The organism is Actinoallomurus sp. CA-142502, assembly GCF_050936355.1.
Classification (GTDB): Bacteria; Actinomycetota; Actinomycetes; order Streptosporangiales; family Streptosporangiaceae; genus Actinoallomurus; species Actinoallomurus iriomotensis.
This window is the reverse complement of record NZ_JBNJMY010000001.1, coordinates 8,847,212-8,873,330: the sequence shown is the minus strand read 5'-3', so window position 1 is coordinate 8,873,330 and position 26,119 is coordinate 8,847,212. Positions and strand designations below refer to the sequence as shown.

Sequence of the window (26,119 nt, the reverse complement as noted above, 5' to 3'; positions counted from 1 at the left end):
ACCGGAATTCACCTGTCCTGTTACGGACTGTCACGACTCGGAGTGAGGGGCCAGTTCCGGCCACACCCTGATCGTCGTACGGCGTGACCGGAATCCCTCATCCCTGACCGGAACGGCGAGAAGGTGACGGCCGGAGCTCCTACCCGAGGTCATAGACCGTTGTGCCGCCGACGGTCTTGGCGGTGTACGTCTTGGCCACCCACGCGGAGATCTGCTGCGCGTCGTCGCTGCCGGAACTTCCGCGACCGCCGCCCATGGGCGGCGACGTGGCGATGAAGTAGTGGATCTTCTTCTCGCGCACGTAGTGCTGGAACCGGGCCGGCGAGGGCGCCGGGTCGGTGCCGTTGAACCCGCCGAGCGCCATGACCGGCTCACCCGTGGCGAGCTGGTATCCGGCGGCGCTGTTGGAGCCGACCGTGGCGGCGGCCCACGTGTACCTGCCCGCGTTCTGCTTCAACAGTGCGGTCAGGGCCGCGCTGGGGGTGGGGGCGTCGAGCAGCGCGCCGGGCCCGCCCATGCCGCCGCGGCGCATCCCGCCGCCCATGCCGCCGCCCGGATTCTGGCCGCCGGTGCCGTTCGGCGGCTGCGGCATGCCGCCCTGCCCGCCGCCCGTTCCGGGAAAGCCGCCCGCTCCCGGCATGCCGCCCTGTCCGCCGCCCGCTCCGGGAAAGCCGCCCGCTCCCGGGAAGCCGCTCTGCCCGCCGCGCGTACCGTTCGGTGTCCCGTTCCGCGGGCCGCCGGGGAAGCCCCCGCGACCGCGCATTCCCCCCGGGCCGCCCATTCCGGACGGTCCGGCCGACGGGATGGCGCCGTTGTGCGCGGTGGTCGCGGTGTCCACGGCGTACGCCGCGGGTCCCGCGAGCGAGATCACGACCGCCACGACGCCGCCGGCGACCAGCACCCGTCCGGCGAGGCCCGGTGAGCGGCGGGAGAGCCAGCATCCCGCGATCAACCCGGCGGCGGCGATCAGGCCGCCGGCCAGCACGGGAAGGCGCAGCCACGGTGCGAAGTCCGGCGTACGCCCGAGCAGCCGGTACGACCACCAGGCCGTCACCACGACGGTCGCGGCCAGCGCGCCCACGGCCACCGGATGCCGGCGCCGGACCCACAGGAGCACGCCGCCCAGCCCGGCGAGTGCCGCGATCGGCGGCGCGAGCGCGACCGTGTAGTAGCCGTGGAAGATGCCCTGCATCAGGCTGAACACCGCATCGGTGACCAGCAGCCAGCCGCCCCACACGAAGAACGCGGCCGCCCCGCCGTCTGCCCGCAGGCCACCGGACGTCGGGCCGCCGGCCCGCGGAATCCCGGCCCGTGAGATGCCGGCCCGCGGAATCCCGGCTCGTGAGATCCCGGTCTGCGAAGCCTCGGATGCGCGATCCTCGGTCGCGGACGCGGCGGACGCGGCGGACGCGGCGGACGCGGCGGACGCGGCGGACGCCTCATCCGTCTCAAGAGCGTCGGTGCTCGCCCCGTCCTCGTCCCCGGCGGGCACGGCAGGCCGAGGTCCGGCGTCCAGAGCGGCGCGGCGTACGTGACCGGCGGCGATCACGCCCAGGCCGGCTACCAGCAGGATCAGCGCGGCGGGGAGCAGCCAGGCGATCTGCCCGCCGAGCTCCACCCCGAACATGCGCGTCCAGCCCGCGTCCTGGTTCGTGTTGCCCAGGCCGCCCGTCTCATTGCCGCTGAGACGGCCGATGCCGTTGTAGCCGAGGGCGAGTTCGAGCACGCTGTCGTGCTGGGAGCCGCCGATGTACGGCCGCGAGCCCGCGGGGACGGCGGCGACGATCGCGACCCACCAGCCGGCCGAGGCGATCAGCGCGATCGCGGCGACGGCCAGCTGCCACAGCCGGCGGCGCAGGGGAGCCGGCGCCATGATCAGGTACACCAGCCCGAACGCGGGCAGCACCAGGAACGCCTGCAGCATCTTGGCCAGGAACGCCAGCCCCACGCAGCTCGCCGCCACGACCAGCCACCGCGTGCTCGCCCGCTCCTGGGCGCGCAGCAGCGCGTACGCGCCGGCGGTCAGCAGCAGGACCAGCAGCGCGTCCGGGTTGTTGTAGCGGAACATCAGCGCGGCGATCGGCGTCGTCGCGAGGGCGGCCCCGGCCAGAAGCGCGCCGCCCGCGGCGGTGCGCGGGCCGAGCGGCCGGAGCGAGCGCCGTACGCTCGCGTGGAGCAGCGCGACCGTGGCGACGCCCATGAGGGCCTGTGGCAGGAGGATGCTCCAGGAGTTCACCCCGAAGAGGCGCGCCGCCAGGTCCATCGGCCACAGGGCCAGTGGCGTCTTGTCGACGGTGATGAAGTTCGCCGCGTCGGAGGAGCCGAAGAAGAACGCCTTCCAGCTGTGCGCGCCCGCCTGTACCGCCGCCGAGTAGAACGCGTTCGCCCAGTGTGAGGCGCCCAGCCCCCAGACGTACAGCACGGCCGTGGCGGCGAGCAGCACGAGGAGTGCCGGGCGTGCCCAGACCGGGTCGTCGGAGGAGCCGCGGGGGCTTCGGGCCGCCGGCACGGCGCGCCCGGGAGGCAGGGAGACAGACGTCGGCAGGCTCATGGATCCACGGTCGGCGCCCGAGATTGGCCTCCCATGAGGCGATCATTAAAGCCGCGTGAGAACTCGCTCAACGCCGCGAGGCGCAGGCGATGCAGGTGAGTGCCGTGGGGCGTGCGGCCAGGCGTTCGGCGGCGATCGGGGCGCCGCAGACCTCGCACCGGCCGTACGCGCCCTCGTCGAGCCGGCGCAGGGCGCGGTCCAGGTCGGACAGGTGACGGCGCGACTGGTCCAGCAGGGCCTCGATCTGGGCGCGTTCGAACGCGATCGTGGCGCCCTCCGGGTCGTGTTCGTCGTCCACGCCGGTCGAGACACAGGACTCGATGACGCCCTCGCGGTCGTGCGCGAGCGCCGCGATGCGCTCGAGCGTCTTCTCGCGCTCCGCGTTCAGCTGGTCGGCCAGTGACAACGGGTCCATCAAAGGGAAAACGACCTGGTGCGGCCACGAATTCCTCAGGTGGAGCCGCGGACGGTCAGTTCGAGCCGGAGCATGATCTCCCGTACGGCTCCGGTCCCGCCGTCGATCCGCCGCAGCAGCAGCTCCATCGCCGCACGCCCGGACTCCTCCAGCGGTTGCCGTACGGTCGTCAGGCCGAGCGCCTCGGCCAGCTCGCCGTCGTCGAAGCCGACCACGGCGACGTCCGCGGGCACGGCGAGGCCGAGTTCGTGGGCGGCCCGCATGACCCCGGCCGCCAGCGTGTCGTCGGCGGCGAAGACCGCGGTCGGACGCGGCTCCGCGGCCAGCAGTTCGCGCGCGGTGGCCAGGGCCTGGCCCACCTCATGCCGGGCGAGCCGTACGACGGGCGTGTGACCGGCCTCGGCCAGGGCGGTGCGGAAGCCCGCGAGCCGCCGCTGCGACGGGGACACGTACCGGTCGGACCGCTGCTCCTCGCCGAGGAAGGCGAACCTCGCGTGCCCGCGGGAGAGCAGGTGCCCGGCGGCGAGCCGCCCACCGGCCTCATCGTCGGTGTGGACGGAGTCGAAACCGGAGTGGCGTACGTCCACCAGCACGGTGGGGAGGCGCAGGTCACGCAGCCGGGTGGCCACCGCGTCGTCCAGCGGCCGGCTCACCAGGATGATCCCGTCGAGCCGGCCGGTGACCGGCAGGCTTGCCAGGAGCGGCGAGGCGCTCCGGGCGGACGACTCCTGGTCGAACAGCACGATCTCCAGCGGGCGGCTGCCGGTGGCGCTCATCACGCCGTTCACCCGGCGGGCGGCCGAGCGGTAGGCGGAGAACGCCGCGAGCACGCCGATCCGGCCGGCCCCGCGCCGCGCCCGCGCGACGGCGTCGGCCTTCGGTACGAAGCCGAGCGCGTCGACGGCCGCCAGGACCCTGCGGCGGGTCGGCTCACTGACCCGCTCGGGCGCGTTGAGCGCCAGCGACACCGTCGAGACGCTGACGCCCGCCTCGACGGCCACATCTCTGATGGTGGTCATCGAACTGTTTCGATCGAAGTTTTTTGCCACACTAGGGCAAGAACGGCGAAAGGAGAAGCCATGGACCGTTCGTACGTGGTCACGGGAGGAGGCCGGGGCATCGGCCGCGCGGTGGCCGAGCGCCTCGCGCGCGACGGCGGCACCGTCGTGGTGATCGAAAGTGATCCGGCGGCGCTGGACTGGGCGGGCGGGCGTGTCGTCGCGCTGACCGGCGACGCCGCGGACGAGAGCGTCGCGGAGCGCGCCGCCGACCTGGCCGAGGCCGCCGCGCCCCTCGCCGGCTGGGTCAACAACGCGGCGGTGTTCGGGGGGCGGCGTCCTTCCACACCGGGCCGGTACGGGAGGTTCTGGACCGCGTCTCGCTGAACCTCGGCCTCGCCCTGGTCGGCTGTGCGACCGCCGTGCGGAGGTTCCTGGCCGCCGGGACTCCCGGGGCCATCGTCAACGTCTCCTCGCACCAGGCGGTCCGCGCGGTCCCGGGCTGTGTGCCGTACGTGACGGCCAAGGCCGGGATCGAGGGGCTGACCAGGGCGCTCGCGGTGGAGTACGGACGGCGGGGGATCCGCGTCAACGCGGTCGCGCCGGGGTCCGTCGGCACCGAGCGGTACGCGGACCTCCTCGCGGGCCGGGAACCGGACGCGGCCGCGTGGATCGAGGAGGAGATGGCCCGCATCCATCCGGCCGGCCGCGTGGGCCGGCCGGATGAGGTCGCGGCGGCGATCGCCCACCTGCTCTCGGACGACGCGAGCTTCGTCACCGGCGCGACCGTGCCGGTGGACGGCGGCCGCTCGGTGCTCGCGCGCGATCCCGAGGCGCTGGATCAGTAGATGACGCTCAGGTACCCGTTGGCGACGAGCCACATGACGTTCACCGACGACGGCGCGCCCGGCAGGTAGGCGCTCATCAGCACGTACTGCCGGCCTCCGCCCCGCTGCTGGAAGGCGGGCGCGATCGGGCCGGCGTCGACGTCGAACGCCCGGTTCACCCGGTAGAGGTGGTAATTGCACAGATGCGCCGGATCCTCGCTTTTCGTGTTGAGGCTGTCCGGCGGCAGTGCGCGGGCGCTGAAGGCGCTGCCCGCAGGGGCGAGAAAGGCGCCGTACGGGCTGCCGAAGCGGTCGAGGAGTGATCCTTCGGGAAGTGTCTCCCGTTCGCGAAGAATGCGGCCGTTGCTCCAGCCGCCGGAATGGGTGAATCCGAGATCCGGTGGATAGCGCCAGTATGCCGGATTGGCCGCCCCGTCCCAGTAGCGGTAGGTGAATTCCGCCGGGCTCAGTCCGCCGTACCGGACATAGCCGCGGACCAGGGATCCGAAATAGCCGGCACGGGGGAGATGAGCGGGGCCGAGTTCGCCGTGGCCCTTGACGTACGGGCCGCCGCACGCGTCCGGCCGGTCGCGGAGCGCCGCCCGGGCCGCGGCCGCCGCCGCCCCGGGAGTCCGCGGGACGTCGGGGCGTGCGTCCACCAGGGCCGGAAGGGTGTGCGCCCGCTCCGTGACCGGGCAGGTGGCCCCGGTGCAGGAGCCGTCGGCCCACGCGCCCGTGTCCGGTGGCAGCGCGATGACCGCCAGTACGCTCGCGGCGCCGAGCGCCGTGATACGTCCTCGAATGCCCTTCATGAAGCCCCCTGTCGCATTCTGACCGCGCCCTCATGGAATGAAGTCGCCAGGGTACAGAAATGCGAGTGGGGAAAGACCGTCGCGAAGGAATGCCCGGATTGTGGCCTGTCGTGCCATTTTAACTTTGGCTTGCTGTCATTTTTGCCGGGTGATCTGGTATTCGGCCGACGGGCTCGGGTATCACCCTTACGTGTCGAACGGAAACGCCGCCGCGGCCGTCCTGCTCACGGCCGCCATTCTCACCGGCATGCACCAGGCGCACGGTGGCTGGGCGCGCCGGCACGTTCCCGCCCGGCAGTCGTCGAGCCCCGAGCGGGCCGTCCTGGGCGACGCGAACATCCCCGTCCGTGCGATCCGCCGGCGCACGTCCCACGCGTCACCGTCGAGCGCGGGTCCGGAGGGCAAGAGCGCCGTGGTCCACCGCGCCGGCGACAAGGAGTCACCCGAGATCATCGTCGGCTACGTCGACCCCGAACGCGGCCCGGCCGCCTTCCACCGCCTGACGAAGGTCGCCGAGGGCGACCGGGTGAAGGTGGTCCGGCACGACCACAGCGTCGCCTGGTTCAAGGTCGACTCCGTACGCCGGCTTGCGAAGGTCCCGTTCGGCCACCGGAACTCCTCCGACGCGGTCCGCCACGCCATCGCCCGCGAGCGCTCGACCACCGGCCGCCCCGAGCTCCGCCTGATCTCCGTACGCGCCGGAGCGGACCGCCGACGCCGCGACACCCCGCAGAACGTCGTCGTCTCCGCCCACCTGGACCGCCCGCCGGGCTGACGTATCGCCGGGGCCGCTCGGGCCGTTAGGGTCGGCGCGAGGAGGGGCGATGCCGACCGGAGACGATGAGCGAGGCGTACGCGGGCCGGTGGTGCTGGCCGTTCCCGGGACGCTGTGCGCGCCCGCGGTGTTCCGGCCCTTGGCGGGGCGGCTGGCGGGGCAGGTCGAGTTCGACGCGGTGTCCTGGATGACCGAACCCGGTCCCTGGGACCTCGGCACGGTCGCCGACCGGCTCGCCGCGCACATCACGCGGCGGCACGGCGCACCGGTCGTCGTCGTCGGGCACTCCACCGGCGGCGCCATCGCGCTGCGGCTGGTGGCCGCCCACGCCGGCCTGGTGGCCGGTCTGCTGCTGGTCGACACCGGCGCGCACATGCGCGGCCACGGCGATGTGGACGCCATCCTGACCGCGCTGGCCACCGACTGGGGCCCGCGGTTGCACGCCGGTGTGCTGGACCGGTCATTCGCCACGCCGCCCGATCCGGCCTTCCGCGACGAACTGCTCGACTACGCCGCCGCGGTGCCCGTCCAGGCGGCGCTGGACGCCCTGCGCAGTCAACGGGACCTGGACCTGACGCCGGAACTGGCCCGGATCGACTGCCCGGTCACCGTGCTGCACGGCCGGCGTGACCCGACGAGAACACCGGACCAGGCACGAGAGCTGGCCGACGCCATCCCGGGCGCGCGGCTGCACCTGCTGGACGCCGGCCACACCCCGGTCTACGAGGCCCCGGACGAGGTGGCCACCGAACTCCTCGCCCTGCTCACCCGCCTGCGTGGTGCCGGTCCAGGGGGCGGCTCCCTGGAATCCCCGATGTGAGGGTTCCGCCCCCCGCGCCCCCGCGTCATGCCGCGGTCAGGAGAAGAACGGGCTTGCGACGCTGGTGGGGAAGGCGTTGGTCGTTTCGACCGTCTGCTGCTGGATCGCCTTCTTCAGCTCGTCGCCGACGTGGTTCCAGGGCATCCAGTCGTCCAAGAACTCCGACAGGTCGTCTTTCGGTTTCACGGCCCTCTGCCAGGCGCGCTGCTTGTCGGCGTGCCACTGGAGTGCGCTTCCGCTCAACCATGCCGCGCTCACGATGTGCGCGCCGAGATCATAAAGGCGCTCCATGCAGCGCAAGGCCACTCCGGCCGTTGCCCCGTGCCATCCTTTCGCCAGGTCGGATGCCTGTTCGTACAGCACCTTCCGGGAGTCCTCGATGCCGTTCGCCAAACCATGGAAGCGCGTCCCGGCGATGTCCATCAGGTCGGGCCGGAGTGAGTGAACCATCTTGTACAGGTCGTCGTAGCCGGCATCCCAGTCACCATCGGTCGCCTTCTGGCGGATGTGGTCGTAATAGTAGCCCAGGTCATGGTTCTCTTTCCATGCGTTCCCATCCTCGATCAGTGGCCCGGGCACACCGCCGGAGAATTCCGGAAAGTTCGTCAGTCCGTCAGGAGTAAGCCGTGTGGCATTGGTCTTGGCGAGGATGTCACCGGCGTGATCCTCCGCGGCCAGATGCTGCTTTTTCGTTTCGGCGACGAGGGTGGCCACAGTGGCGAACAGGCTGTGGTAGTAGTACCCGATCGCGTACAGCACCCCCGCGGCCTGGTAGCAGGAGTTGACCAGGCCCAGCCCGGCCGGATAGTCGCCGACGAGGAAATAACCGGGATCGTCTGATTCGAGCTCTTTGATAAAGGTCGTCCACTGCCTGAGGTTATCCGGCCGGGAGTCCGGGGGGCTTCCGGGCTTCAGAGCGTCGGCCTCGCACTGTAGTGCACCGATCACGTCGTCGAAGACTTTGTAGTCGACGAAGAATCCGCTCTCGGCTTCAGGTATATCTGGCGACGAAATGTCGGTCGGACCGGTATCGGTCGGATATCGTGGCCATTCGATATCGAGACTCATGTGGCTGTCCTGCTTCTTGAGTAATGCATAACGAACTATATCGATCTTAGTTCTGCGTGCGCCGGTGTCGGGCCGCCGGAAAAGTGAACATGCGGTTTCGGCGGGCTGTCTCGCTGGTTAATTGACGTAGGTCGGTTCGGCGCCATCGCCCGTTACGCCCGGCTCGTCGAGGCGATCTTGGTTAGGGTGCTCCGTGAAGATCACGGAGCATCGGAGGCGTCTTGACGCAGGCAGGGGTGAGCCGTCGCGACTTCGGGCGGCTGCTGGGCGTGGCGGGGCTGGGGATCGCGGCGCCCGCGCTGGTCGGCACGCGGGGCGCGCGGGCCGCCACCCGTACGTGGCGGATGTCGGGGTCGGCCGGGTCCGGACTGGGCGGGTTCGACACGGCGATGAAGACGCTGATGCAGGCACGGAACATCCCGTGCGGCTCGCTGGCGGTCATGCGCAAGGGCAAGCTCATCCTCGCGAGGGGCTACACCTGGAGCGACGACGCCACGCTGAGCGTCCAGCCCACCTCACTGTTCCGGCTCGCCAGCCTCAGCAAGGCGATCACCGCGACGGCCGTGATGCGGCTCGTGCAGGACGGCGCGCTCAGCCTCTCTACGCCGGTGACCCAGCTGATCGACATGACGCCGCCCACCGGCACCACCGCCGACTCGCGCCTGGACCAGGTGACCGTACGGCGGCTGCTGCAACACCTCGGCGGCTGGGACCGCGACATCACGCCCGACCCGACGTACCAGGACCGGAAGATCGCGACCACGCTCGGCGTGCCCCTGCCGATCGGCAAGGCCGACATGGTCAAGTACGGGGCGGGGCTGAAGCTGGACCACGACCCGGGCAGCACGTACGCCTACAGCAACTACGGCTACCTGCTCCTGGGGCAGATCGTGGAGAAGGTCTCCGGGCTGCCCTACGCGACCTACGTCCAGCAGAAGGTGTTCTCACCGCTGGGGATCACCCGCAACCGGCCGGGCAGGTCGCTCCAGAGCGGGCAGGCGCCGGGTGAGGTGCCGTACTACTCCCAGTACACCGGCCCGTCCGTGTTCGACGCCGCCGGCACCACGGTGCCCGCGCCGTACGGTTCGTTCAACGTGGAGAACCGCACCGCGATGGGCGGCTGGCTCAGCTCCGCGGTCGACCACGTGAAGTTCACCCAGATCTTCGACCTGACCACGAGCGTGCTGACGAAGGCGTCGGTCGACGCGATGTTCGCCAAGCCGGAGACCGGGCTGAACTCCGGCGGCTCCTACTACGGCTTCGGCTGGTTCGTACGGGACGTCACGGGCGGCCAGAACACCTGGCACGACGGCAGCCTGCAGGGCACCACCACCATCGTGACCCGCCGCTACGACGGGATCACCTGGGCCGTGCTGTTCGACCAGCGCGACGACCCGTCCGGGCTGCCCTACGACTACACCACCATCAGCGCCCCGCTGCACAACGTCGCCAACGCGACCACGACCTGGCCGACGACCGACCTGTTCAGCCAGTACTACTAGGACTGTGCCGGCCCAGGGGGGCGACCCCCTGGAACCCCCGGTGTGGAGGGCTTCGCCCCCCACGCCCCCCCACGGGCCGGGGTCCGTACGTCGGCGGGACGTGTTCAGTGCGCCGGGAGGTATGCGCGCCGTAGCTCGGTGAGCTGTTCGTGGAACGCCGCGCTCTCGGGCGTTCTGCGACCGGGGACGGCCAGGGCGTCGTCGAGTTCGACCGCGCGCCACAGGTTCGAGGACACCAGGCGACCCGATGCGATCGCCTGCCCTCCGAGCCGGCCGGCCTCATCATGCTCGTTCCGCGCGGCGAGGATCAGCGCGAGGTCGAGGCGGGCCGTGGCGACGCGCCGTCACACGATAAGAGGTGAACGGGAAGCCTGCTCACGATCTCGGCGGCATCATTCAGGGTCCGATGCGTTTCCACGCCGTCCCGCACCCGCGCCCACGCGCGCGCTTTCTGGGCCGTCAGTTGCGCCGAGGCGGAGGAGAACGGGGCGGCCTGTCCGATGCCCGCCTGGCAGATCTCGACCGCCTCGGCGTATTCGCCGTCGAATAGTGCTTGCCACGCCCTGAGCTCCAACGACCAGATGATGAGGCCGGAGTGTTCGGCCTCCTGCCCGAACCGGTGGGCGACGTCACCGCTGGCCTGCGCGGCACGCCGTTGCCCGAGGTCCTCATAGACACAGGCGGCGAGTAGGAGGAGCCATCCACGCCGTACATCACGAGCGAGCCGCTAGAAACCGGCAGGTCAGGACACCATGAGGGTGACCGCCGACTCGGGGTGCGGAAAACCGCAGCAGGCCCGGGGCCCGCGCGTCAGCGGACCGGCGGGGCGGTCTCGCGGAGGGTGTCGTGGACGGCCCGGACGGCCGGGGATCTCCAGCGGGACGACGGCGCGGCCAGCCACAGGTGCTGCCGGGCCAGGTCGGCGGGCGGGCGCAGTTCGACGAGGCGGCCGTCGGCGAGCTCGTCGGCGACCGCGACCGTCGGCAGCAGGGTCACGCCGAGACCGGCCGCGACGCACCGCTTCAGCGTTTCGATGCCGCCGAAACGGGGCGGGTTCGCGATGGGATCGGCGGAGGCGATCAGCGCGGCGAGTTCGTCGCTGTAGGAGCAGCCCTTCTCCAGTAGGAGGACGTCGGCCGCGGACAGCTCGACCGGCGTGACGGGGCGATCGCGGGGAAGGGCGGTGGTGGCCGCCGCGACCAGGGACAGCCGCTGGACGCCCAGATCCACCAGGTCGACGTCGGGCCGGTGCACGGAGGGTTCGAGCACCAGGGCCAGGTCGGCGCGGCGGTCGGTGAGTGCGGTCAGCGCCGTCCGCGTGTCGGCGGGGAACAGTGACAGGCCCACGTCCGGGAACCGCGTCCTCACCTCGGGCAGGAGGGGAGCCAGGCGGTAGGCGCACACGGACTCCGGCGCGCAGACCCGTACCGGGCCGGTCGGCTCGGCGGCGGAGGTGGTGAGCTCGGTGAGCATCCGTTCCTGGAGGTCGAGGATCCGCTGGGCGTGCACGGCGAGCAGTGCGCCGGCGCGAGTGGGCGAGACGCCGGCCGGGTGCCGGTCGAGCAGTGGCGTTCCCACCAGGCGTTCCAGCGCCTGGATGTGCGTGGTGACGGTGGACTGCACGAAGCCGAGCTCCGCCGCCGCGGTGGTGATCCCGCCCACGCGCAGGACGGTGAGGAAGCTGGTCAGCAGGCGGGTGTCCATCGGGTGTTCGAATGCCCTTCATCGGAAACCATCGTTAGACGCGATGTCATCGTAGGGGGCAGACTCCTGGGCATGAACGACACGGCACCGGAGATTCTGCGTTACACCGCCTTCGACGTGGACGGCGAGGGCGGCAACCCCGCTGGGGTCCTCCTCGACGCGCGAGGGATGGACGACACCCGAATGCAGGAGATCGCCGCGGAGGTGGGGTTCTCCGAGACGGCCTTCCTGACGCATGACGGGGGCGACGGTGAGCGCCGCTTCCGAGTTCGATACTTCAGTCCGCTGGCCGAGGTGGCCTTCTGCGGGCACGCGACGATCGCCACCGCCGTCGCCCTGGCCGAGCGGCAGGGGACCGGCGACCTGCGGTTCCTCACCCCCGCCGGCGAGATCGGGGTCGAGACGCGGGCGGCGAACGGCCGGATCCTCGCCACGCTGACAAGCGTCGCCCCGGCCGTCCGCGAGGCCGGCGACGCCGACCTCGCCACCGCACTGACGGCCCTGCGCTGGAGCGCCGAGGACCTCGATCCCCGGCTGCCGCCGCGCATCGCGAACGCGGGTAACGATCACCTGGTCCTCGCCGCGTCCTCCCGCGCGCGGCTCGCCGACCTCGACTACGACCAGGAGGCGCTCGGCGACCTCATGGCGCGTCGTGGCTGGACGACCGTGCACCTCGTGTGGCAGGAGTCCGAGACCGTCTTCCACGCACGCGACCCGTTCCCGCCGGGCGGCGTCGTGGAGGACCCGGCCACCGGCGCCGCCGCCGCGGCCTTCGGCGGATACCTGCGGACCTTCGGCCTCGTCGAACCTCCCGCCCGGATCACGATCCACCAGGGAGAGGACATGGGCCGGCCGAGCCGCCTGCTCGTCGATGTGCCTCCCGAGAACGGCAGCGGTGTCAGGGTGAGCGGAACCGCGGCCTTGATCCCCGGCTGAGCGGTCACCCGGCTCCCCTCAGGGAGAAGGTGCTGAGTCGCAGGTCGCCGTGGAACACCAGGTAGACGTCGTGGCGGCCTTTCGCGCCGTGCAGCGCGGCGGTCGTGGTCGCGTACTCGTAGACGTCCCCGGCGCCGGCCACCGTGGCGGTGCCCGCGAGCGGCCCGGTCGGCGAGTCGAGGTGGACCTCGATGGAGCCGCTGCCGGCACTCGCCGCCGAGCCGGTGAAGGTCGCCGCGCCGGCGCCGAGCGACACGTCGGCGAACCTCAGCCAGTCGCCCTCGGCCGCGCCGACCGCGTCACCGCGCTCCTTTGTCTCGTCGACGAGACGGACGCCCCGGTAGTCGTCGAAGTCGACCGCGCGGGTCGTCCTCGTCAGGTCGCGCGCCGGGATGGTCTCACCGTTCAGGCGCAGCGCGGCCCGCTGCCGGATGTCGGCCGACGACGCGCCCACGAGCACGTCGTACGTCGAGGTCTCGACGACGTTCCTGTCCCGCGTGACGTCCCAGTGCGCCAGGTCGGAGGTGTTGAACGTCAGCCGTACCGTCGTGCTGCGGCCCGCGTTCAGACGCACCCGCTGGAAGGCGCGCAGCTGCCGGGCCGGCTCCTTGTCGCGGGAGGTCCGCTGGTGGGTGTACAGCTGGACCACCTCGTCACCGGCGCGCCTGCCGGTGTTGGTGACCCTGACGGTGGCGGTCACCCGCCCGCCGGCCGCGCTCACCCGCAGGTCGTCGTAGCGGAACGTCGTGTACGACAGGCCGTGGCCGAACGGGTAGAGCGGCGTGCCCCGGTAGTACTGGTACGTGCGGTCGGACTTGATGATGTCGTAGTCGAGGATGTCCGGCAGGTCGCCGTCGGAGCGGTACCAGGTCTGGGTGAGCCGTCCCGCCGGGTCGCTGTCGCCGAAGAGGGTGTCGGCGATGGCGTGCCCGGTCTCCGCGCCGGCGTGCGTGGTCCACAGGATTCCCGGGACGTTGGCCTGCTCCCAGTTCAGCGTGGTCGGGTAGCTGTTCTCCACCACCACGATCGTGTGCGGGTTGGCCGCGCGCACCGCCTTGATCAGATTCTCCTGGCTCTCGGCGAGGGCCATCGTGGTGCGGTCGTGCGCCTCCCGGCCGTTGATGAACGGCATGCTGCCCACCACGACGACGGCGGCGTCCGTGCCCTTGGCCGCCTTGACGGCCTGGTCGGTGCCGCTGGCGATGAGGTCCTTGCTGAAGTGCGACGCCTCGTCCTTGGTCGCCAGGACGAGCGTGCCGTCGACGCCGGCCTTGAGGTACTTCTTGTCGCCGTACCAGGACTCGTCCGTCTCGTAGCCGGCGTACCGCAGCAGGTAGCCGCCGTCGTCCTGCTTCTCCAGCGTGAACATCTGCTGGACGTACCAGCCGTTCGGCTGGGCCTGGTCGTTGACGATCGTGTCGCCCCAGTTGTACCGGCCGGCGTACCTGCCGTTCGCGACGCTGCGCAGGGTGAGCTTGCCCTGGCCCCAGTCGAAGACGTCGAACTGGGTGGTGCTGTCGGCGCTGGTGGCGCTCTCCTTCAGCGCGGCCCCGGACGCGCCCGTCCCGGCGGTGATGTACTTGCCGGTGCCGACGTCCTTGAGCGCGATCCGGTCGGCGCCCTCGCTGTCGGTGACGGTGCCGGCGGAGCCGAGCCTTTCCCTGATCCCGGCGAGCGGGGTGACCGTGTACGGCAGCGCGGCGGAGTACCAGTCGGTGTAGAGGGTGTTCTCCAGCGGGCCGACCACCGCGACCTTCGTGCCGGTCCGGGCGCTCAGCGGCAGGGCGTGGCCGGAGTTCTTCAGCAGCACCGCGGCCTGGTCGGCGGTCTGGCGGGCCAGTTTCCGATGGGCCGGGCTGTCGATCACGTCCGCGCCGATCCCGGCGTACGGCCCGCCGTCCGGGTCGAAGTCTCCCAGCCGCACCCGGATGCTCAGGATGTGCCGCACCGCGGTGTCCACGTCGGACTCCTTCAGCAGTCCCGTGGACAGCGCCTCCTTGACGGCCGTGGTCGTCGGGCCCGCGTTGGTGTCGTCCGTGGTGAAGCTGTCCAGACCCGCCTTGAGAGCCGCGGCGTCACCCGCGGCCAGGGTGGGGTAGTACTTCTCGCTCCCGACCAGGTTGTTCGGGGCCCCGGCGTCGCTGACGTTGAGCAGGTCCCGCCCGGTCCACTTCCGTACGACGTCGTTCAGGTCCGGGTCGACCGTGTCGGGCCGCCCGTTCACCAGGTTGTAGGACGCCATGACGCCGGTGGCCGCGTCGGCCGAGATCGCGGCGGAGAACGCCTTCTGGTCGTACTCGTTCTCCACCCGCGGCCGCAGGTCCGAGGAGGTGGTGTCCCGGTTCGCCTCGTTGTTGTTGGCCAGGTAGTGCTTGAGCACCGGCGCGGCCCTGAGATGGTCCGGGTCCGGTCCCTCGATGCCGGAGCCGTACGCCGTGGAGATCGCGCCGGTCAGGTACGGATCCTCGGAGTACCCCTCCTCGTTACGGCCCCAGCGGGGGTCGCGGAGCAGGTTGACGACGGGCGCCCACAGTTGCAGTCCCCACACGTCCGGGTCGATCGTGTGGTACCCGCGAGCCTCGTCACCGACGGCCGAGCCGACCTGCTTGATCAGCGCCGGGTTCCACGTCGAGGCCAGGCCGACGGCTTGGGGGAAGACCGTGCCCCGCGCGGTGACGACGGCGCCGCCGTTGTGGATGTCGGTGGACCAGGCGACCCCGTGCAGCGCCTCGGTGCCCGTCTTGAACGCCTTGATCCCCAGGCGGGGAATGGCCGGCTCGTACTGGTGGAGCAGCGACACCTTCTCGTCGAGGGTCAGCCGGCCCAGCAGGTCGTCGACGCGGGCGTCGAGCGACAGCTTGGGATTCTGGAAGGGATAGGTGGTCTGGGCATGGGCCGGAGCGCCCAGCCCGACGACGGCCAGCAGGGCCGCCGTCAGGGCTCGTCCGACTAATGACACGGTGACGACCTCCTAGTAGTCGAAGGGTCTGCCGGCGATGTGGTCGCGGTACCAGTGGGCGCTGTCCTTCCAGGTGCGCTCCTGGGTGGCGTAGTCGACGTGGACGATGCCGAAGCGCTTGGAGTAGCCGTGCGCCCACTCGAAGTTGTCCAGCAGCGACCAGACGAAGTAGCCGCGCACGTCCGCGCCGGCCTTCATCGCCCGGCCGACCGCCGCGAGGTGGTCGCGCAGGTAGTCGATCCGCCGCTGGTCGTGGATCCGCCCGTCGGCGTCGATCTGGTCGTCGAACGCGGCGCCGTTCTCGGTGATCATCAGCGGCATGTCCGGGTGGTCCCGGTGCAGGCGCAGCAGCAGGTCGGTCAGGCCGGTCGGGTCGATGCTCCAGCCCATCTCCGTGTACGGCCCGGGCTGCCGGACGAACTCCACGTCGTCGCAGCCCACCCACGGCGACGCGGTGCCGTCGCCGTGCCCGTCCGCGGTGGCGCGCGGCGTGCCGCCGTTCCACGGCCGTACGAGCGTCGGCGTGTAGTAGTTCACGCCGAGCACGTCCAGCGGCGCCGCGATGGTCGCTTCGTCGCCGTCGCGTACGAAGGACCAGTCGGTGATGCGGGCCGTGTCCTCCAGGAGGTCGGCGGGGTACGCGCCGTCGAGCATCGGCCCGAGGAAGACCCGGTTGGCCACCGCGTCGACCCTGCGGGCGGCCTCGGCGTCGCCCCGTACGTGGTGCAGGTTCAGCGTGACCGACACCCGGCCCGGCAGCACCCGCGCGGCCAGGCCGTGCGCGAGGTTGAGGTGGTGCGCGGCGGCGAGCGCCGCCGCCGGCTCGGTGCGGCCCGGGGCGTGCACGCCCGACGCGTACCCGAGGAAGGCCGAGCACCACGGTTCGTTCAGCGTCGTCCAGGTGTGCACCCGGTCGCCGAGCGCGGCCCCGATCCGCTCGGCGTACTCGGCGAACCGGTACGCGGTGTCGCGCGCCGGCCAGCCGCCGGCGTCCTCCAGCGACTGCGGCAGGTCCCAGTGGTACAGCGTGGCGACCGGCGCGATGCCGCGCTCCAGCAGCGCGTCGACGAGCCGCGAGTAGAAGTCGATCCCGCGCCGGTCGTGGATCCGCGGCCACGCGATGGAGAACCGGTACGCGTCCAGGCCGAGCGCGCTCATCGTCTCCACGTCCTGCGCCCAGCGGTGGTAGTGGTCGGTGGCCACGTCACCGGTGTCGCCGTCGCGTACCCGGCCCGGCGTGTGGCTGTAGGTGTCCCAGATCGAGGGCACGCGGCCGTCCTCGTCGGCGGCCCCCTCGATCTGGTACGCGGCCGTGGCCGCACCCCATACGAAGCTCATCCAGCGACTCCCCTTACAGTGATGGCGCCTGCGTGGCTCCCCACCAGCAGGCCCTGTTCGTGTTCCGTCGTCGTGCCGCCCTCCACCGACACCGCGGCGGGCCGTACGCCCGGTAGCAGCAGCCGCCATCGGCCCGCGCCCTCGGCGGCGACCCGGACGACGTCGCCGTCGCGGGTGGTCGTGAACGTGGCCGCGGTCTCCCCGTTCGGGCCCGGGATCTCGGTCGTCACCCGGGCGCCGTCGGGCAGCGCGTACGCGTGCAGGGTGACGCCGTCGGCGTGGTCGTAGTCCGGCCGGTCGTCCACCGCGCCGAACGGGATCACCGAGCCCGGCCGGGCCAGCAGCGGCACGGTCGAGAACCCGTGCCGCTCGCGGACCCAGCGCCCGCCCGCGACCGGCTCGCCGGTCAGCACGTGCGTCCAGGTGCCCTCGGGCACGTAGTAGGCGACCTCGCCGTCCGCGGAGAGGACCGGCGCGACGAGCAGGTCGCCGCCGAGCATGTACTGGCGTTCGAGGTGGGTCACGGCCGGGTCGCCGGGGAACTCCAGCACCATCGCCCGCATCATCGGCAGCCCCTGCCCGTACGCCTCGCGCGCGACGCCCAGCAGGTACGGCATGAGCCGTGCCTTCAGCCGGGTGAACACCCGCAGCACGTCGACCGCCTCCTCGTCGAACAGCCACGGCACCCGGTACGACGAGCTGCCGTGCAGGCGGCTGTGCGAGGACAGCAGGCCGAAGGCGATCCACCGTTTGAACAGTGCCGGGTCCGGCGTGCCCTCGAACCCGCCGATGTCATGGCTCCAGTAGCCGAAACCGGACATGCCCAGCGACAGGCCGCCGCGCAGGTTCTGGGCCATCGCCTCGAACGTGGACTCGCTGTCGCCGCCCCAGTGCACCGGGAACGCCTGCGAACCGGCCGTGGCCGAGCGGGCGAACAGCACGGCCTCGCCCTCGCCGCGGCGCTCGCGCAGCAGCTCGAACACGGTCTCGTTGTAGAGATACGTGTAGTAGTTGTGCATCCGCTCCGGATCGGAGCCGTCGTGGTGGACGACGTCGGTCGGGATCCGCTCGCCGAAGTCGCTCTTGAAGCAGTCGACGCCCATGTCGAGGAGCGCCGCCAGCTTTTCGGCGTACCACTCGCGCGCCGCCGGGTTGGTGAAGTCGACCACGGCCAGGCCGGGCTGCCACTTGTCCCACTGCCAGACGTCGCCGTTCGGCCGTCTCAGCAGGAAGCCGCGCGCCCTTCCCTCGGCGAACAGTGCCGAACGCTGCGCGATGTAGGGGTTGATCCAGACGCAGATCCGCAGGCCCCGCGCCCGCAGCCGGTCCAGCATGCCGCGCGGGTCGGGGAAGGCCCGCGGGTCCCACTCGAAGTCGCACCAGTGGAACTCGCGCATCCAGAACGTGTCGAAGTGGAAGACCGAGAGCGGCAGGTCCCGCTCGGCCATCCCGTCGATGAAGCCGGTCACCGTCTCCTCGTCGTAGGAGGTGGTGAACGACGTGGACAGCCACAGCCCGTACGACCAGGCCGGCAGCCGCGCGGGCCGCCCCGTCAGCGCGGTGTACCGGCGGAGGACGTCCTTCGGCGCGGGACCGTGGACGACCAGGTACCGCATCGTCTGGCCCGCGACGCTGAACTGCGTGCGCGACACGTTCTCGGCGGCCACCTCGAAGGACACGTGGCCCGGGTGGTCGACGAACACGCCGTAGCCGGCGTCCGTGAGGAGGAACGGCACGTTCTTGTACGCCTGCTCGCTGGCCGTCCCGCCGTCGGCGTTCCAGATGTCGACGCTCTGGCCGTTCCTGACGAGCGGGCCGAACCGCTCGCCGAGCCCGTACACGTGGTGGTCGACGCCCAGATCGAGCTGCTCGCGGATGTGGTGCCCGTCCGGCGTCTCCATGATCGCGGTGCTCTTGGCGCCGTTCCCGGTGAGGACGCGGCCGTCGGCGGAGAACTCCACGCGCCACGGCCCGGTGCGGGCGACCCGTACGGACAGCGCGCCGGAGGTGAGGACCGCGGCGTCCTCGTCGACCGACACCACCGCGCCGGCGTCCTCCTCGCGCAGCGCGAACCGGGGCCCGCGCGGCTCCTCACCGGCGAAGTGCGTGATCGTCACCGAGATCACGTCCGGCATGGGGGAGGAGTACGTCAACGTGATCGCCGGCCCCCTGAGCAGGTCGCCCCGGTGCCGGATCGGCTGCGTCGGCGCGTGCACGGTGAACGAGCCGGGCCCCGTCTCGACGTCGAGGACCCCGTTCGGGTAGGAGGCCTGAACGCTGTCGCGCAGCATCCAGTAGCCGTCGGTGAACTTCAACCCAGCCCCTTACTTCGCCGAGCCCACGGTGATGCCGCGGGTGAGAGTGCGCTGGAAGATCAGGAAGAACACGATCGCGGGGAGGACGCCGAGCAGCGCGGACGCGCTGGTCGTCGTGGCGTCCATCATCTTCTGGCCCTGCAGGACGCCGAGCGCCACCGGCACGGTCTGGTTCTCGTTGGAGATGAGGAAGACCAGCGGGAGGAAGAACTCGTTCCAGGTCCAGATGAAGAAGAAGACGAAGAGCACGCCGAGCGTCGGCCGGCTGATCGGCACGACGACCCGCCACAGGATCCGCAGCCGGCCCGCGCCGTCGATCCGGGCCGCCTCGAGGAGCTCGCGCGGGAACGCGGACAGCACCGAGGACAGCAGGTACGTCCCGAACGCGGTCTGGATCGCGGTGAAGATGATGACCACGCTGAGCCGGGTGTCGTACAGGCCGGCCTTCTTGGAGATGAAGTACAGCGGGTAGACGAGGACCTCCTGCGGCATGGTGTTGGCCAGCAGGAAGACCACCATGATGGAGACCCGCCCCCGCACCCGCCCGATGCCGAGCGCGTAGGCGTTCAGCACCGACAGGACCACCGCGAGCACCGCCACCGAGCCGCTGATCAGCACGCTGTTGACCAGCTTGCCGCCGAAGTCGACGCGCTCCCAGAAGTCCTTCAGGCCCTGGAGGTACACGCCCTTCGGCAGGCTGAGCGGCCCGTGCGAGGAGTACTCCGCCGGCGTCTTGACCGCGTTGAGGGCGATGATGACGAACGGCAGGAGCATCACCACCGCGAGCACGATGAGCGAGACGAGGACCGCGTACGACCCCGGCGTCCGTCTGCGCACCATGACCGTCATCGGTTCGCCTCCTCGGCGCGGGCCTGCCGCCGCAGGAACACCACGGTCAGCACGACGGTGATCAGCGTCAGCACGGTCGCGATCGCGGCGCCGTACCCGACCTGCGTCTTCTCGAAGAAGTTCTGCCAGGAGTAGAAGGCGGGCACTCGCGTCGCGTTGCCCGGTCCGCCGCCCGTCAGGATGTAGACCTTGTCGAAGCTCTTGATCGCGGCCACCGTGCAGATCAGCAGCACGACGTACAGCTCGGGCCGGATCTGCGGGATCGTGATGTACCAGAACCGCCGCCACCACGACGCCCCGTCGATCTCGGCGGCCTCGTGCAGCGCGGGGTCGAGGCGCTGCAGACCGGCCATGAACACGACCAGCGGGAAGCCGATCTGCACCCAGACCATGACGCCCATGACGGTGTAGAGCGCGAGCTTCGGGTTCCCGAGCCAGTCCTCGCGGAGCGAGCCGAGACCGACCGCGCGCAGGGTCTCGTTGAGCGCGCCGTCGTCGGGCGCCAGGATCCAGGCCCACACGATGCCGGCGACGGCGAACGGCAGCACCTGCGGCAGGTAGACGCACGCCCGCAGCACCGAGGCCGTCCGCGGGCCGAACCTGCGGCCGATGACGTCGAACAGCGCGGCGGCCAGCACCAGCCCGATCGCGGCCGGGACGATCGCCATGGCGACGACCAGGGCGACGTTGTGCCCGAACGAGGCCCAGAAGTCGCCGTCGGCCAGCAGCTTCGTGTAGTTGCCCGCCCCGGCCCAGCGAGGGCTGCCGATGCCGTCCCACGTGGTCAGGCTGATGCCGATGTTCATCACGAACGGCACCAGGATGACCGCGACGAACAGCACGCCGCTGGGGACCAGGTACACGGCGTAGGTGAGCTCGCGGCGCCGGCGTGCGGCGGGCGTCTGCGTCTGCCTCATGGGTGGCTCAGTGGCCGACGTTCGACAGGTTCTCGTCGTACGGCTTGGCGAACGAGTCGAGCACCTGGGCGGGCGAGGACGTGCCGTTCATGAGCTTCTGCGTGCCGGCCACGAGCACGTCGTAGTAGCCGGGCGCCGGCCAGTCGGGGTAGAAGCCGAGCCCGTCGTTGGTCACGAGCGTGCGGTAGTTCTCGATCAGCTTCTTGTTCTTCGGGTCGGTGACCCCGGCCGGGTCGGCGTCGACCGGGACGCCGCCGTTGTTCGCGAGCAGGTTCTGGATGTCCTTCTTCATCGTGATGGCGATGAAGTCGTAGGCGAGCCGCTTGTTGGACGAGCCCTTCGGCACCACCCACAGGTTGCCGCTCGAACCGAGCGTCATCCTGGTGCCGGGCCACAGGAACGTGTCCCAGTCGAAGTTCTTGATCTCCTTCTCGAAGCGGCCGTACCACCAGCTTCCGGAGAAGAACATCGGGTTCTTGCCGGACATGAACGCCGTGCCCGCGGCCTCGGCCTTGGTGCTCACGGTGCTCTTGGCGATGTAGCCCTTCCGCACCCAGTCGGCGAAGGTCGTCGCCGCGTACGTCCATGCCGGATCGTGGAAGTCGACCTTGCCGGTGTAGCGCTCGAAGCGGTCCACCCACGGACGGTCGGCCCTGCTCAGGGCGAGCTGGTAGAGGTACTGCTGCGCCGGGTACTCCGCGCCGCCGTTGGCCAGGGGAGTGACACCGTGCTTGACGAAGGCGTCCATCGCCGCGGTGAGCTCCTCGAACGTCGTCGGCACCTTCACGCCGTACTTGTCGAACAGCTTCTTGTTGTAGAAGACCTGGAGGTACTCCGCGTAGTTGGGCACGCCGTACCACTTGTCGCCGCCCATGACGCCCTTCGCGTCGTACTTGGCCGTCTCGGCGACGTTGGGGCTGAGCTGCTTGTCCCAGCCGCGCTTGACGACCTCGGAGGACAGGTCGGTGAGCAGGCCCTGCTTGGCGAGCAGGCCGGTGGTCGCGTTGCCCTTGTTGTACTCCAGGATGTCCGGGGCGTCCTTGGAGTTGAGCACCATCGGCGCGGTCTTCTGGATCTGTTCGAAGTTCTTCTCCTCGAACTTCACCTTCACGCCGGGATGGGTCTGCTCGAACTCCTTGATCGCCTGGTTCCACGCCACCCCCATGGCGCTGTCCGGTGTCTCGTAGTGCCAGAGTCTGAGCTCCTTGGCCGAGGAACTCGATCCGTTGCCGCCGCACGCCGACAGGGTCAGCAGGCCCACGGCGAGCGCCGCGAGCGTCTTTCCGGTCTTCAACATGGGGTTTCCTCAGGGGAGGGGCGGAGTGCTCTGCCGGACGACGAGGCGCGGCGGGAGCAGGGTCGCCGCCGGCACCTCCCGCCCGTCCAGCTTGGCCATGAGCAGGGTGACCGCCTGGGCGCCCAGCTCGTCGGCGGGAATGGCGATCGAGGTGAGGCCGAGACGCTCGGCGAGGTCGTCGGGCGCGATGGCGAGGACGGACAGGTCGTCGGGGACATGGCGGCCGGCCGCGCGGAACGCCGTCAGCAGCGGTTCGGTGGCCGGCTCGTTGTGGATGACCACTCCGGTCAGGTCCGGGTGGTCGCGGAGGAGCCCGGCGGCCGTCGACCGGGCGTCCTGAGGGTCGCAGGGCCGCACGACCGTGTGGACGCCGCGCTCGGCGGCGGCACGCTGGAAGCCCGCCCGGGTGCGCTCGGCGAAGCCGGTGCCGCGTTCGTACACGGCGGGCGGCGCGCCGATCAGCGCGATCTCGCGGTGGCCGAGGTCGGCCAGGTGCTCCGCGCACGCCGCGCCGGCCGCCTCGAAGTCCAGGTCGATGCAGGTCAGCCCGGTCGGGTCGGCCGGGAACCCGATGAGCACCGACGGCCGGCCGAGCGAACGGAGGACCGGCAGCCGTACGTCGTGCAGCTCGACGTCCATCACGATGATCGCGTCGACCAGCGCGGTGCCCGCGACGCGTTCGAGCCCGCCGACGCCCTCGTCCTGGGTCAGCAGCAGCACGTCGTGGTCGTGGGTGCGGGCGGTGGTGACCGAGGCGATCGCCATCTGCATCACCACCGGCACGTGGATCCCCGAGCGCAGGGGGACGACCAGGGCGATGACGTTCGAGCGGCTGCTCGCCAGGGCGCGCGCGCCGGCGTGCGGGCGGTATCCGAGCGTGCGCACGCTGTCGAGGACCCGGCGGCGCGTCTCTTCGGAGATGGAGCGCTTGCCGCTGAGCACGTACGACACCGTGCTCGGCGAGACGCCGGCGTGCCGGGCCACGTCAGAGATCTTCACCACGTCTCGCTCCCGCGTCGAAGCGCTTCGACTGCCGCGATGTTAAAACCGTTACATCTCGGATGCAATAGCCTTTGCCGGATTTGTGGGAGCGTTCCCACCGCAGGTCGGAGGCGTTCGCCAGGTGATCTTGAGAGCGGCGGCCCGGCCCGGCGGGCGGGCGGTTCCGTGTGTTCCGGCGCAAGACATGCGTTAGTGCGGTTTTATTGGGAGGGTTGTCGGCTGAAGTTGCGGATGGGGTGTGTTGGCCGCGACTCGCCTTCACTTCATGGGGAGGACACGTGGCCGGCTGGCCGAATATCGAACGAGCCGAGGACCGGTGGCTCGCGGAGTCGCTGGGCTCCGACCGGGCCGCACCGGCTCGTCTGTACGACCTGTACGCCGCGCGGCTGTTCGACTACTGCCACGTCCTGCTGCGCGACGAGCGGGCCGCCGGTCAGGCCCTGCTCGACGCGCTGCTGGCCATGCGCGAGAACGGCGGCGACCCGCGCTCGTTCCGCGGCCGGCTCTACGCCGTGACGCGCGAGGTGTGCCTGCGTCGCCGGCCCGAGGCCCCGGCCGAGCGCCGGCTCGCCACGGAGGCGACGCTCGGCACGACGGACGAGGCGACCCGGCGGCTCGTGCACGCCGCGCTGCTGGTGCTGAGCGGGCGGCAGCGCGAGGTGCTCGACCTCACCCTGCGGCACGGTCTGCGCGCGGACGACCTCGCCCCGGTCCTGCGCACGTCGCCGGACGAGGCCGCGTCGACCGTCGTACGGGCCCGGCGCGAGCTGGACGACGCGTTCGCCGCGGTCCTCGTGATGACGACCGGCCGCGGCGACTGCCCGAGCATCTCCGGGCTCGCCGGCCCGGCGGACCGGCCGCTCGACGCGCGCACCTGTGGCATCCTCGCCCGCCACATCGCCGCCTGCCCGATCTGCGGGACACGCGACGACCTGGAGGTGTCCTCCGCGCGGCTGCTGGACGCGATGCCCGTCGCGGCGATCCCCGACGACCTGCGCGAACAGTTCCTCGCGGCCACGGCCGAGGATCCCTGGTTCGCGGACGCGCGTTCCCCGCTGACGGCGGTCGCCGAGTCGGCGGCCGGCCGCGGCGAGCGGAGGGCCCCGCGCGAACGGTCACGGAGCGGCTCGCGCCTGTGGCCCGTCGCGGGCGGGGTCGCGTTGGCCGTGGCGATGGCCGGCGGCACCTTCTACGCCCTGGCCGGCTCCGGCAGCCAGAACGCCGGCAACACCCAGGCCATGCCGTCCCGGTCCGGTGACCTGCTGTCCGGGACGCCGTCCGCCTCCGACTCCGGCGTTCCGCTGTCCGGCCGGGGCTCCACCTCACCGAGCCCGACGCCGTCCGACTCCAGCGGCACGCCCACGCCCACCCCGACGCCCAAGCACAGCAAGCCGGGGACCACGCCGGACCCGGCCTCCTCCTCCCCGGCGGCGCAGAACCCGCCGCCACCTCCTCCGGCGGGCACCCTGATGGTCTCCGGTTGCTCGATGCGCAGCCGCCGCAGCTGCACCGTCACGGTCACCGCGTCGGGCGGCCCGGTGAACTGGAGCGTCACCGGCACGAGCGACGGCCTCAGCGCGGGCGGCGGCGGCTACCTGAACGCCGGAGAGTCCGCCGGCGTCACGGCGACCCGTGACGGCGGCTGGTGCTGGGGCCACCACAGCGGTTCGGTCTACTTCTCGAACGGCGGGAGCGCCTCGGTCGACTGGAGCTGCTGACCGAGCGCCGGCCGGGAGTCTCCCGCCCGATCCTCGCGTCTCAGCTTCGCGGCGATGGCGTAGTCGATCCGTACGTCGCGGTAGACCACCGACTCGGCCACCTGGTCCGGGAGGTTCGTACGAACGCTGCCGGACGTCGACTCGGCGTCGGCGTCTCCGGTGAACTCCACGGAGGTGTCGGGAACGGTGTGGAAGCGAAGCTCCTCCGCCCGCACGGTCGCGGTGAACACGATGTCCGCCGACCGCCGCAGCCTCCGCCGGGGGTAGCGCCGGGTCACGGGCGCTCTTCCCCTCGTCGCGGGGGGCGGGCCGGGGCCCGGGTGCGTTTGGACGCCGCTTGGAGGAGCGCCCGGCCGAGCTCACGGACCGACTCCTCGGTCTCCCGGAGAGCACCCTGGAGCGCCGTCGTCTCCGCCCCTTCGTCACCGCCCGCCACCGGTCCTTCGGCCGGGCGGCCGGACCTGGGGTGTCGCCGAGCCTCCCGTCTCCACCGTGGCCTACCGCCTTCCGCTTCGCGCGGCGGCGGGCGCCCGGACGCCGGCGGTGTGGTCTCGCCCACGGACCGGACGGTCTCGCCGACGCCTCCGGCCACATCCCGGACGGCGCCTCCCGTGCCTCTCCCGAGCCCGCCGACTTCGCCGCGGACGCTTTCGCTCACACCCTCCAGCGCGCCGCCGACATCGTCGCCCACGTCTTCCAGCGCGCCGCCGGCACCTCGTCCCACGTCCTTCAGCGCGCCGCCGGCGCCTCGTCCCACGTTCTCCACCGCGCCGCCGGCGCCTCTCCCGACGTCCTCCACCGCCCCGGCCACGCCCGTGCCGAGGTCGCCGACGGCCTGCCCGGCGCCGGCGCCGACGTCCCGTACCACCGACTCCAGGCCACGGCCGATCCGCTGAAGGATCTCGGGGTTCCGGTCGACCGTGGTGAGTACGCGGTCGACGATGTCGGCCACATTGTCCAACCGGACCTCCAGGAGCGCCTGCGCGTCCACCCCGGTGATCTCCAGGTCGACCTTGCCGAGGGACACGTCCGCGCCGACGCTGAGGTGCAGGAGGTCGAGGACGGCGGCGTTGAGGGACACGTGGGCCTCGAGGTTCTCGACGTCCAGGTGAATCTCCTCGACCTTGAGGATCGGAACGTCGAGGTAGACGTCCGGTCCCTCGCCCGAGGTCCGTTTCGGTGGCGGCGCGTCATGGTGGGTGCCCTTCTTCACGGCACGTTCGCCGCCGGGCTCTCGCTCGGGCTGCGGCCTCTTCGGTGCGCTTTCGACCATTTCTCGGCCCCCGAATATCCCGCTACCCGAGGGCTTGATCGAC

Annotated in this window: 24 protein-coding genes; 7 read left to right on the top strand and 17 right to left on the bottom strand. The window is 71.3% G+C overall.

Annotated features, from left to right (window positions below):
• Positions 1 to 139: 139 nt before the first annotated feature.
• The 3 genes from ACQEV1_RS41385 to ACQEV1_RS41375 all read right to left on the bottom strand — a co-directional run bounded on the left by ACQEV1_RS41385 (position 140) and on the right by ACQEV1_RS41375 (position 3,985).
• Positions 140 to 2,551 (bottom strand): glycosyltransferase family 39 protein, encoded by a 2,412-nt coding sequence (locus ACQEV1_RS41385; RefSeq protein ID WP_433402010.1) that lies wholly within the window; start codon positions 2,549 to 2,551, stop codon positions 140 to 142.
• A 67-nt stretch (positions 2,552 to 2,618) separates the two neighbouring features.
• A complete protein-coding gene (locus tag ACQEV1_RS41380; protein ID WP_433402009.1) occupies positions 2,619 to 2,966 on the bottom strand; it encodes a TraR/DksA family transcriptional regulator in 348 nt (115 codons plus the stop codon).
• 35 nt (positions 2,967 to 3,001) lie between these two features.
• On the bottom strand, positions 3,002 to 3,985 hold the full coding sequence (locus ACQEV1_RS41375) for a LacI family DNA-binding transcriptional regulator (RefSeq protein WP_433402007.1): 984 nt from the start codon (positions 3,983 to 3,985) through the stop codon (positions 3,002 to 3,004).
• A gap of 60 nt (positions 3,986 to 4,045) precedes the next feature.
• On the opposite strand from ACQEV1_RS41375, the gene ACQEV1_RS41370 reads away from it, so the two are divergent.
• Complete coding sequence (locus ACQEV1_RS41370; RefSeq protein WP_433402005.1) at positions 4,046 to 4,351, top strand: SDR family NAD(P)-dependent oxidoreductase; 306 nt, start codon at positions 4,046 to 4,048, stop codon at positions 4,349 to 4,351.
• Complete coding sequence (locus ACQEV1_RS41365) at positions 4,267 to 4,812, top strand: SDR family NAD(P)-dependent oxidoreductase (protein WP_433406068.1); 546 nt, start codon at positions 4,267 to 4,269, stop codon at positions 4,810 to 4,812. Before ACQEV1_RS41370 ends, ACQEV1_RS41365 begins: the two co-directional genes overlap by 85 nt.
• On the opposite strand, the gene ACQEV1_RS41360 is transcribed toward ACQEV1_RS41365, so the two are convergent.
• Positions 4,806 to 5,603, bottom strand: coding sequence for a TNT domain-containing protein (locus ACQEV1_RS41360; protein WP_433402003.1), 798 nt, complete (start codon positions 5,601 to 5,603; stop codon positions 4,806 to 4,808). The two genes, ACQEV1_RS41365 and ACQEV1_RS41360, sit on opposite strands and share 7 nt — an antisense overlap.
• Before the next feature lie 190 nt (positions 5,604 to 5,793).
• On the opposite strand from ACQEV1_RS41360, the gene ACQEV1_RS41355 reads away from it, so the two are divergent.
• On the top strand, positions 5,794 to 6,378 hold the full coding sequence (locus ACQEV1_RS41355) for a class F sortase (protein ID WP_285630818.1): 585 nt from the start codon (positions 5,794 to 5,796) through the stop codon (positions 6,376 to 6,378).
• 49 nt (positions 6,379 to 6,427) lie between these two features.
• Complete coding sequence (locus ACQEV1_RS41350) at positions 6,428 to 7,198, top strand: alpha/beta fold hydrolase (RefSeq protein ID WP_433402001.1); 771 nt, start codon at positions 6,428 to 6,430, stop codon at positions 7,196 to 7,198.
• A gap of 36 nt (positions 7,199 to 7,234) precedes the next feature.
• Here ACQEV1_RS41350 and ACQEV1_RS41345 read toward each other — a convergent pair whose 3' ends face one another.
• A complete protein-coding gene (locus ACQEV1_RS41345) occupies positions 7,235 to 8,266 on the bottom strand; it encodes a hypothetical protein (protein WP_433401999.1) in 1,032 nt (343 codons plus the stop codon).
• Positions 8,267 to 8,502: 236 nt separating this feature from the next.
• Here ACQEV1_RS41345 and ACQEV1_RS41340 point away from each other — a divergent pair, with 236 nt between their 5' ends.
• Positions 8,503 to 9,768, top strand: a complete 1,266-nt coding sequence (locus ACQEV1_RS41340; protein WP_433401997.1) for a serine hydrolase domain-containing protein — start codon at positions 8,503 to 8,505, stop codon at positions 9,766 to 9,768.
• A gap of 104 nt (positions 9,769 to 9,872) precedes the next feature.
• On the opposite strand, the gene ACQEV1_RS41335 is transcribed toward ACQEV1_RS41340, so the two are convergent.
• The 3 genes from ACQEV1_RS41335 to ACQEV1_RS41325 form a co-directional block, all read right to left on the bottom strand.
• A complete protein-coding gene (locus ACQEV1_RS41335) occupies positions 9,873 to 10,004 on the bottom strand; it encodes a hypothetical protein (RefSeq protein ID WP_433401995.1) in 132 nt (43 codons plus the stop codon).
• A gap of 71 nt (positions 10,005 to 10,075) precedes the next feature.
• Entirely contained in the window at positions 10,076 to 10,342 is a 267-nt protein-coding gene (locus ACQEV1_RS41330; protein WP_433401993.1) for a hypothetical protein, read from the bottom strand.
• A 236-nt stretch (positions 10,343 to 10,578) separates the two neighbouring features.
• Complete coding sequence (locus ACQEV1_RS41325; RefSeq protein WP_433401991.1) at positions 10,579 to 11,472, bottom strand: LysR family transcriptional regulator; 894 nt, start codon at positions 11,470 to 11,472, stop codon at positions 10,579 to 10,581.
• Between the two features lie 72 nt (positions 11,473 to 11,544).
• Here ACQEV1_RS41325 and ACQEV1_RS41320 point away from each other — a divergent pair, with 72 nt between their 5' ends.
• Positions 11,545 to 12,408 (top strand): PhzF family phenazine biosynthesis protein, encoded by an 864-nt coding sequence (locus ACQEV1_RS41320; protein ID WP_433401989.1) that lies wholly within the window; start codon positions 11,545 to 11,547, stop codon positions 12,406 to 12,408.
• Positions 12,409 to 12,412: 4 nt separating this feature from the next.
• On the opposite strand, the gene ACQEV1_RS41315 is transcribed toward ACQEV1_RS41320, so the two are convergent.
• From ACQEV1_RS41315 to ACQEV1_RS41285, 7 genes are read right to left on the bottom strand one after another with little or no spacing between them, the layout of a single operon-like run.
• On the bottom strand, positions 12,413 to 15,367 hold the full coding sequence (locus ACQEV1_RS41315; RefSeq protein ID WP_433401987.1) for a glycoside hydrolase family 3 C-terminal domain-containing protein: 2,955 nt from the start codon (positions 15,365 to 15,367) through the stop codon (positions 12,413 to 12,415).
• Positions 15,368 to 15,379: 12 nt separating this feature from the next.
• Positions 15,380 to 16,705 (bottom strand): GH1 family beta-glucosidase, encoded by a 1,326-nt coding sequence (locus ACQEV1_RS41310; protein WP_433401985.1) that lies wholly within the window; start codon positions 16,703 to 16,705, stop codon positions 15,380 to 15,382.
• Positions 16,702 to 19,020, bottom strand: a complete 2,319-nt coding sequence (gene yicI / locus ACQEV1_RS41305; RefSeq protein WP_433401983.1) for an alpha-xylosidase — start codon at positions 19,018 to 19,020, stop codon at positions 16,702 to 16,704. Before yicI ends, ACQEV1_RS41310 begins: the two co-directional genes overlap by 4 nt.
• A 9-nt stretch (positions 19,021 to 19,029) precedes the next feature.
• Positions 19,030 to 19,869, bottom strand: coding sequence for a carbohydrate ABC transporter permease (locus ACQEV1_RS41300; protein WP_433401981.1), 840 nt, complete (start codon positions 19,867 to 19,869; stop codon positions 19,030 to 19,032).
• The gene (locus tag ACQEV1_RS41295; protein WP_433401979.1) at positions 19,866 to 20,786 is read right to left on the bottom strand and encodes a carbohydrate ABC transporter permease; all 921 of its coding nucleotides are present in this window, start codon (positions 20,784 to 20,786) and stop codon (positions 19,866 to 19,868) included. The genes ACQEV1_RS41300 and ACQEV1_RS41295 overlap by 4 nt, the downstream gene beginning before the upstream one ends.
• Positions 20,787 to 20,793: 7 nt before the next feature.
• A complete protein-coding gene (locus ACQEV1_RS41290) occupies positions 20,794 to 22,083 on the bottom strand; it encodes an ABC transporter substrate-binding protein (protein ID WP_285630854.1) in 1,290 nt (429 codons plus the stop codon).
• 9 nt (positions 22,084 to 22,092) lie between these two features.
• Positions 22,093 to 23,082: a LacI family DNA-binding transcriptional regulator gene (locus ACQEV1_RS41285; protein ID WP_285631127.1), complete on the bottom strand. Its 990-nt coding sequence runs from the start codon at positions 23,080 to 23,082 to the stop codon at positions 22,093 to 22,095.
• A gap of 281 nt (positions 23,083 to 23,363) precedes the next feature.
• Between ACQEV1_RS41285 and ACQEV1_RS41280 the strand changes: the two genes are divergently transcribed.
• Positions 23,364 to 24,803, top strand: a complete 1,440-nt coding sequence (locus tag ACQEV1_RS41280) for a hypothetical protein (RefSeq protein ID WP_433401977.1) — start codon at positions 23,364 to 23,366, stop codon at positions 24,801 to 24,803.
• Here the strand turns inward: ACQEV1_RS41280 and ACQEV1_RS41275 are convergent.
• A complete protein-coding gene (locus tag ACQEV1_RS41275; protein WP_433401975.1) occupies positions 24,758 to 25,081 on the bottom strand; it encodes a hypothetical protein in 324 nt (107 codons plus the stop codon). The two genes, ACQEV1_RS41280 and ACQEV1_RS41275, sit on opposite strands and share 46 nt — an antisense overlap.
• A complete protein-coding gene (locus tag ACQEV1_RS41270) occupies positions 25,078 to 26,076 on the bottom strand; it encodes a hypothetical protein (RefSeq protein ID WP_433401973.1) in 999 nt (332 codons plus the stop codon). Before ACQEV1_RS41270 ends, ACQEV1_RS41275 begins: the two co-directional genes overlap by 4 nt.
• Positions 26,077 to 26,119: the final 43 nt, after the last annotated feature.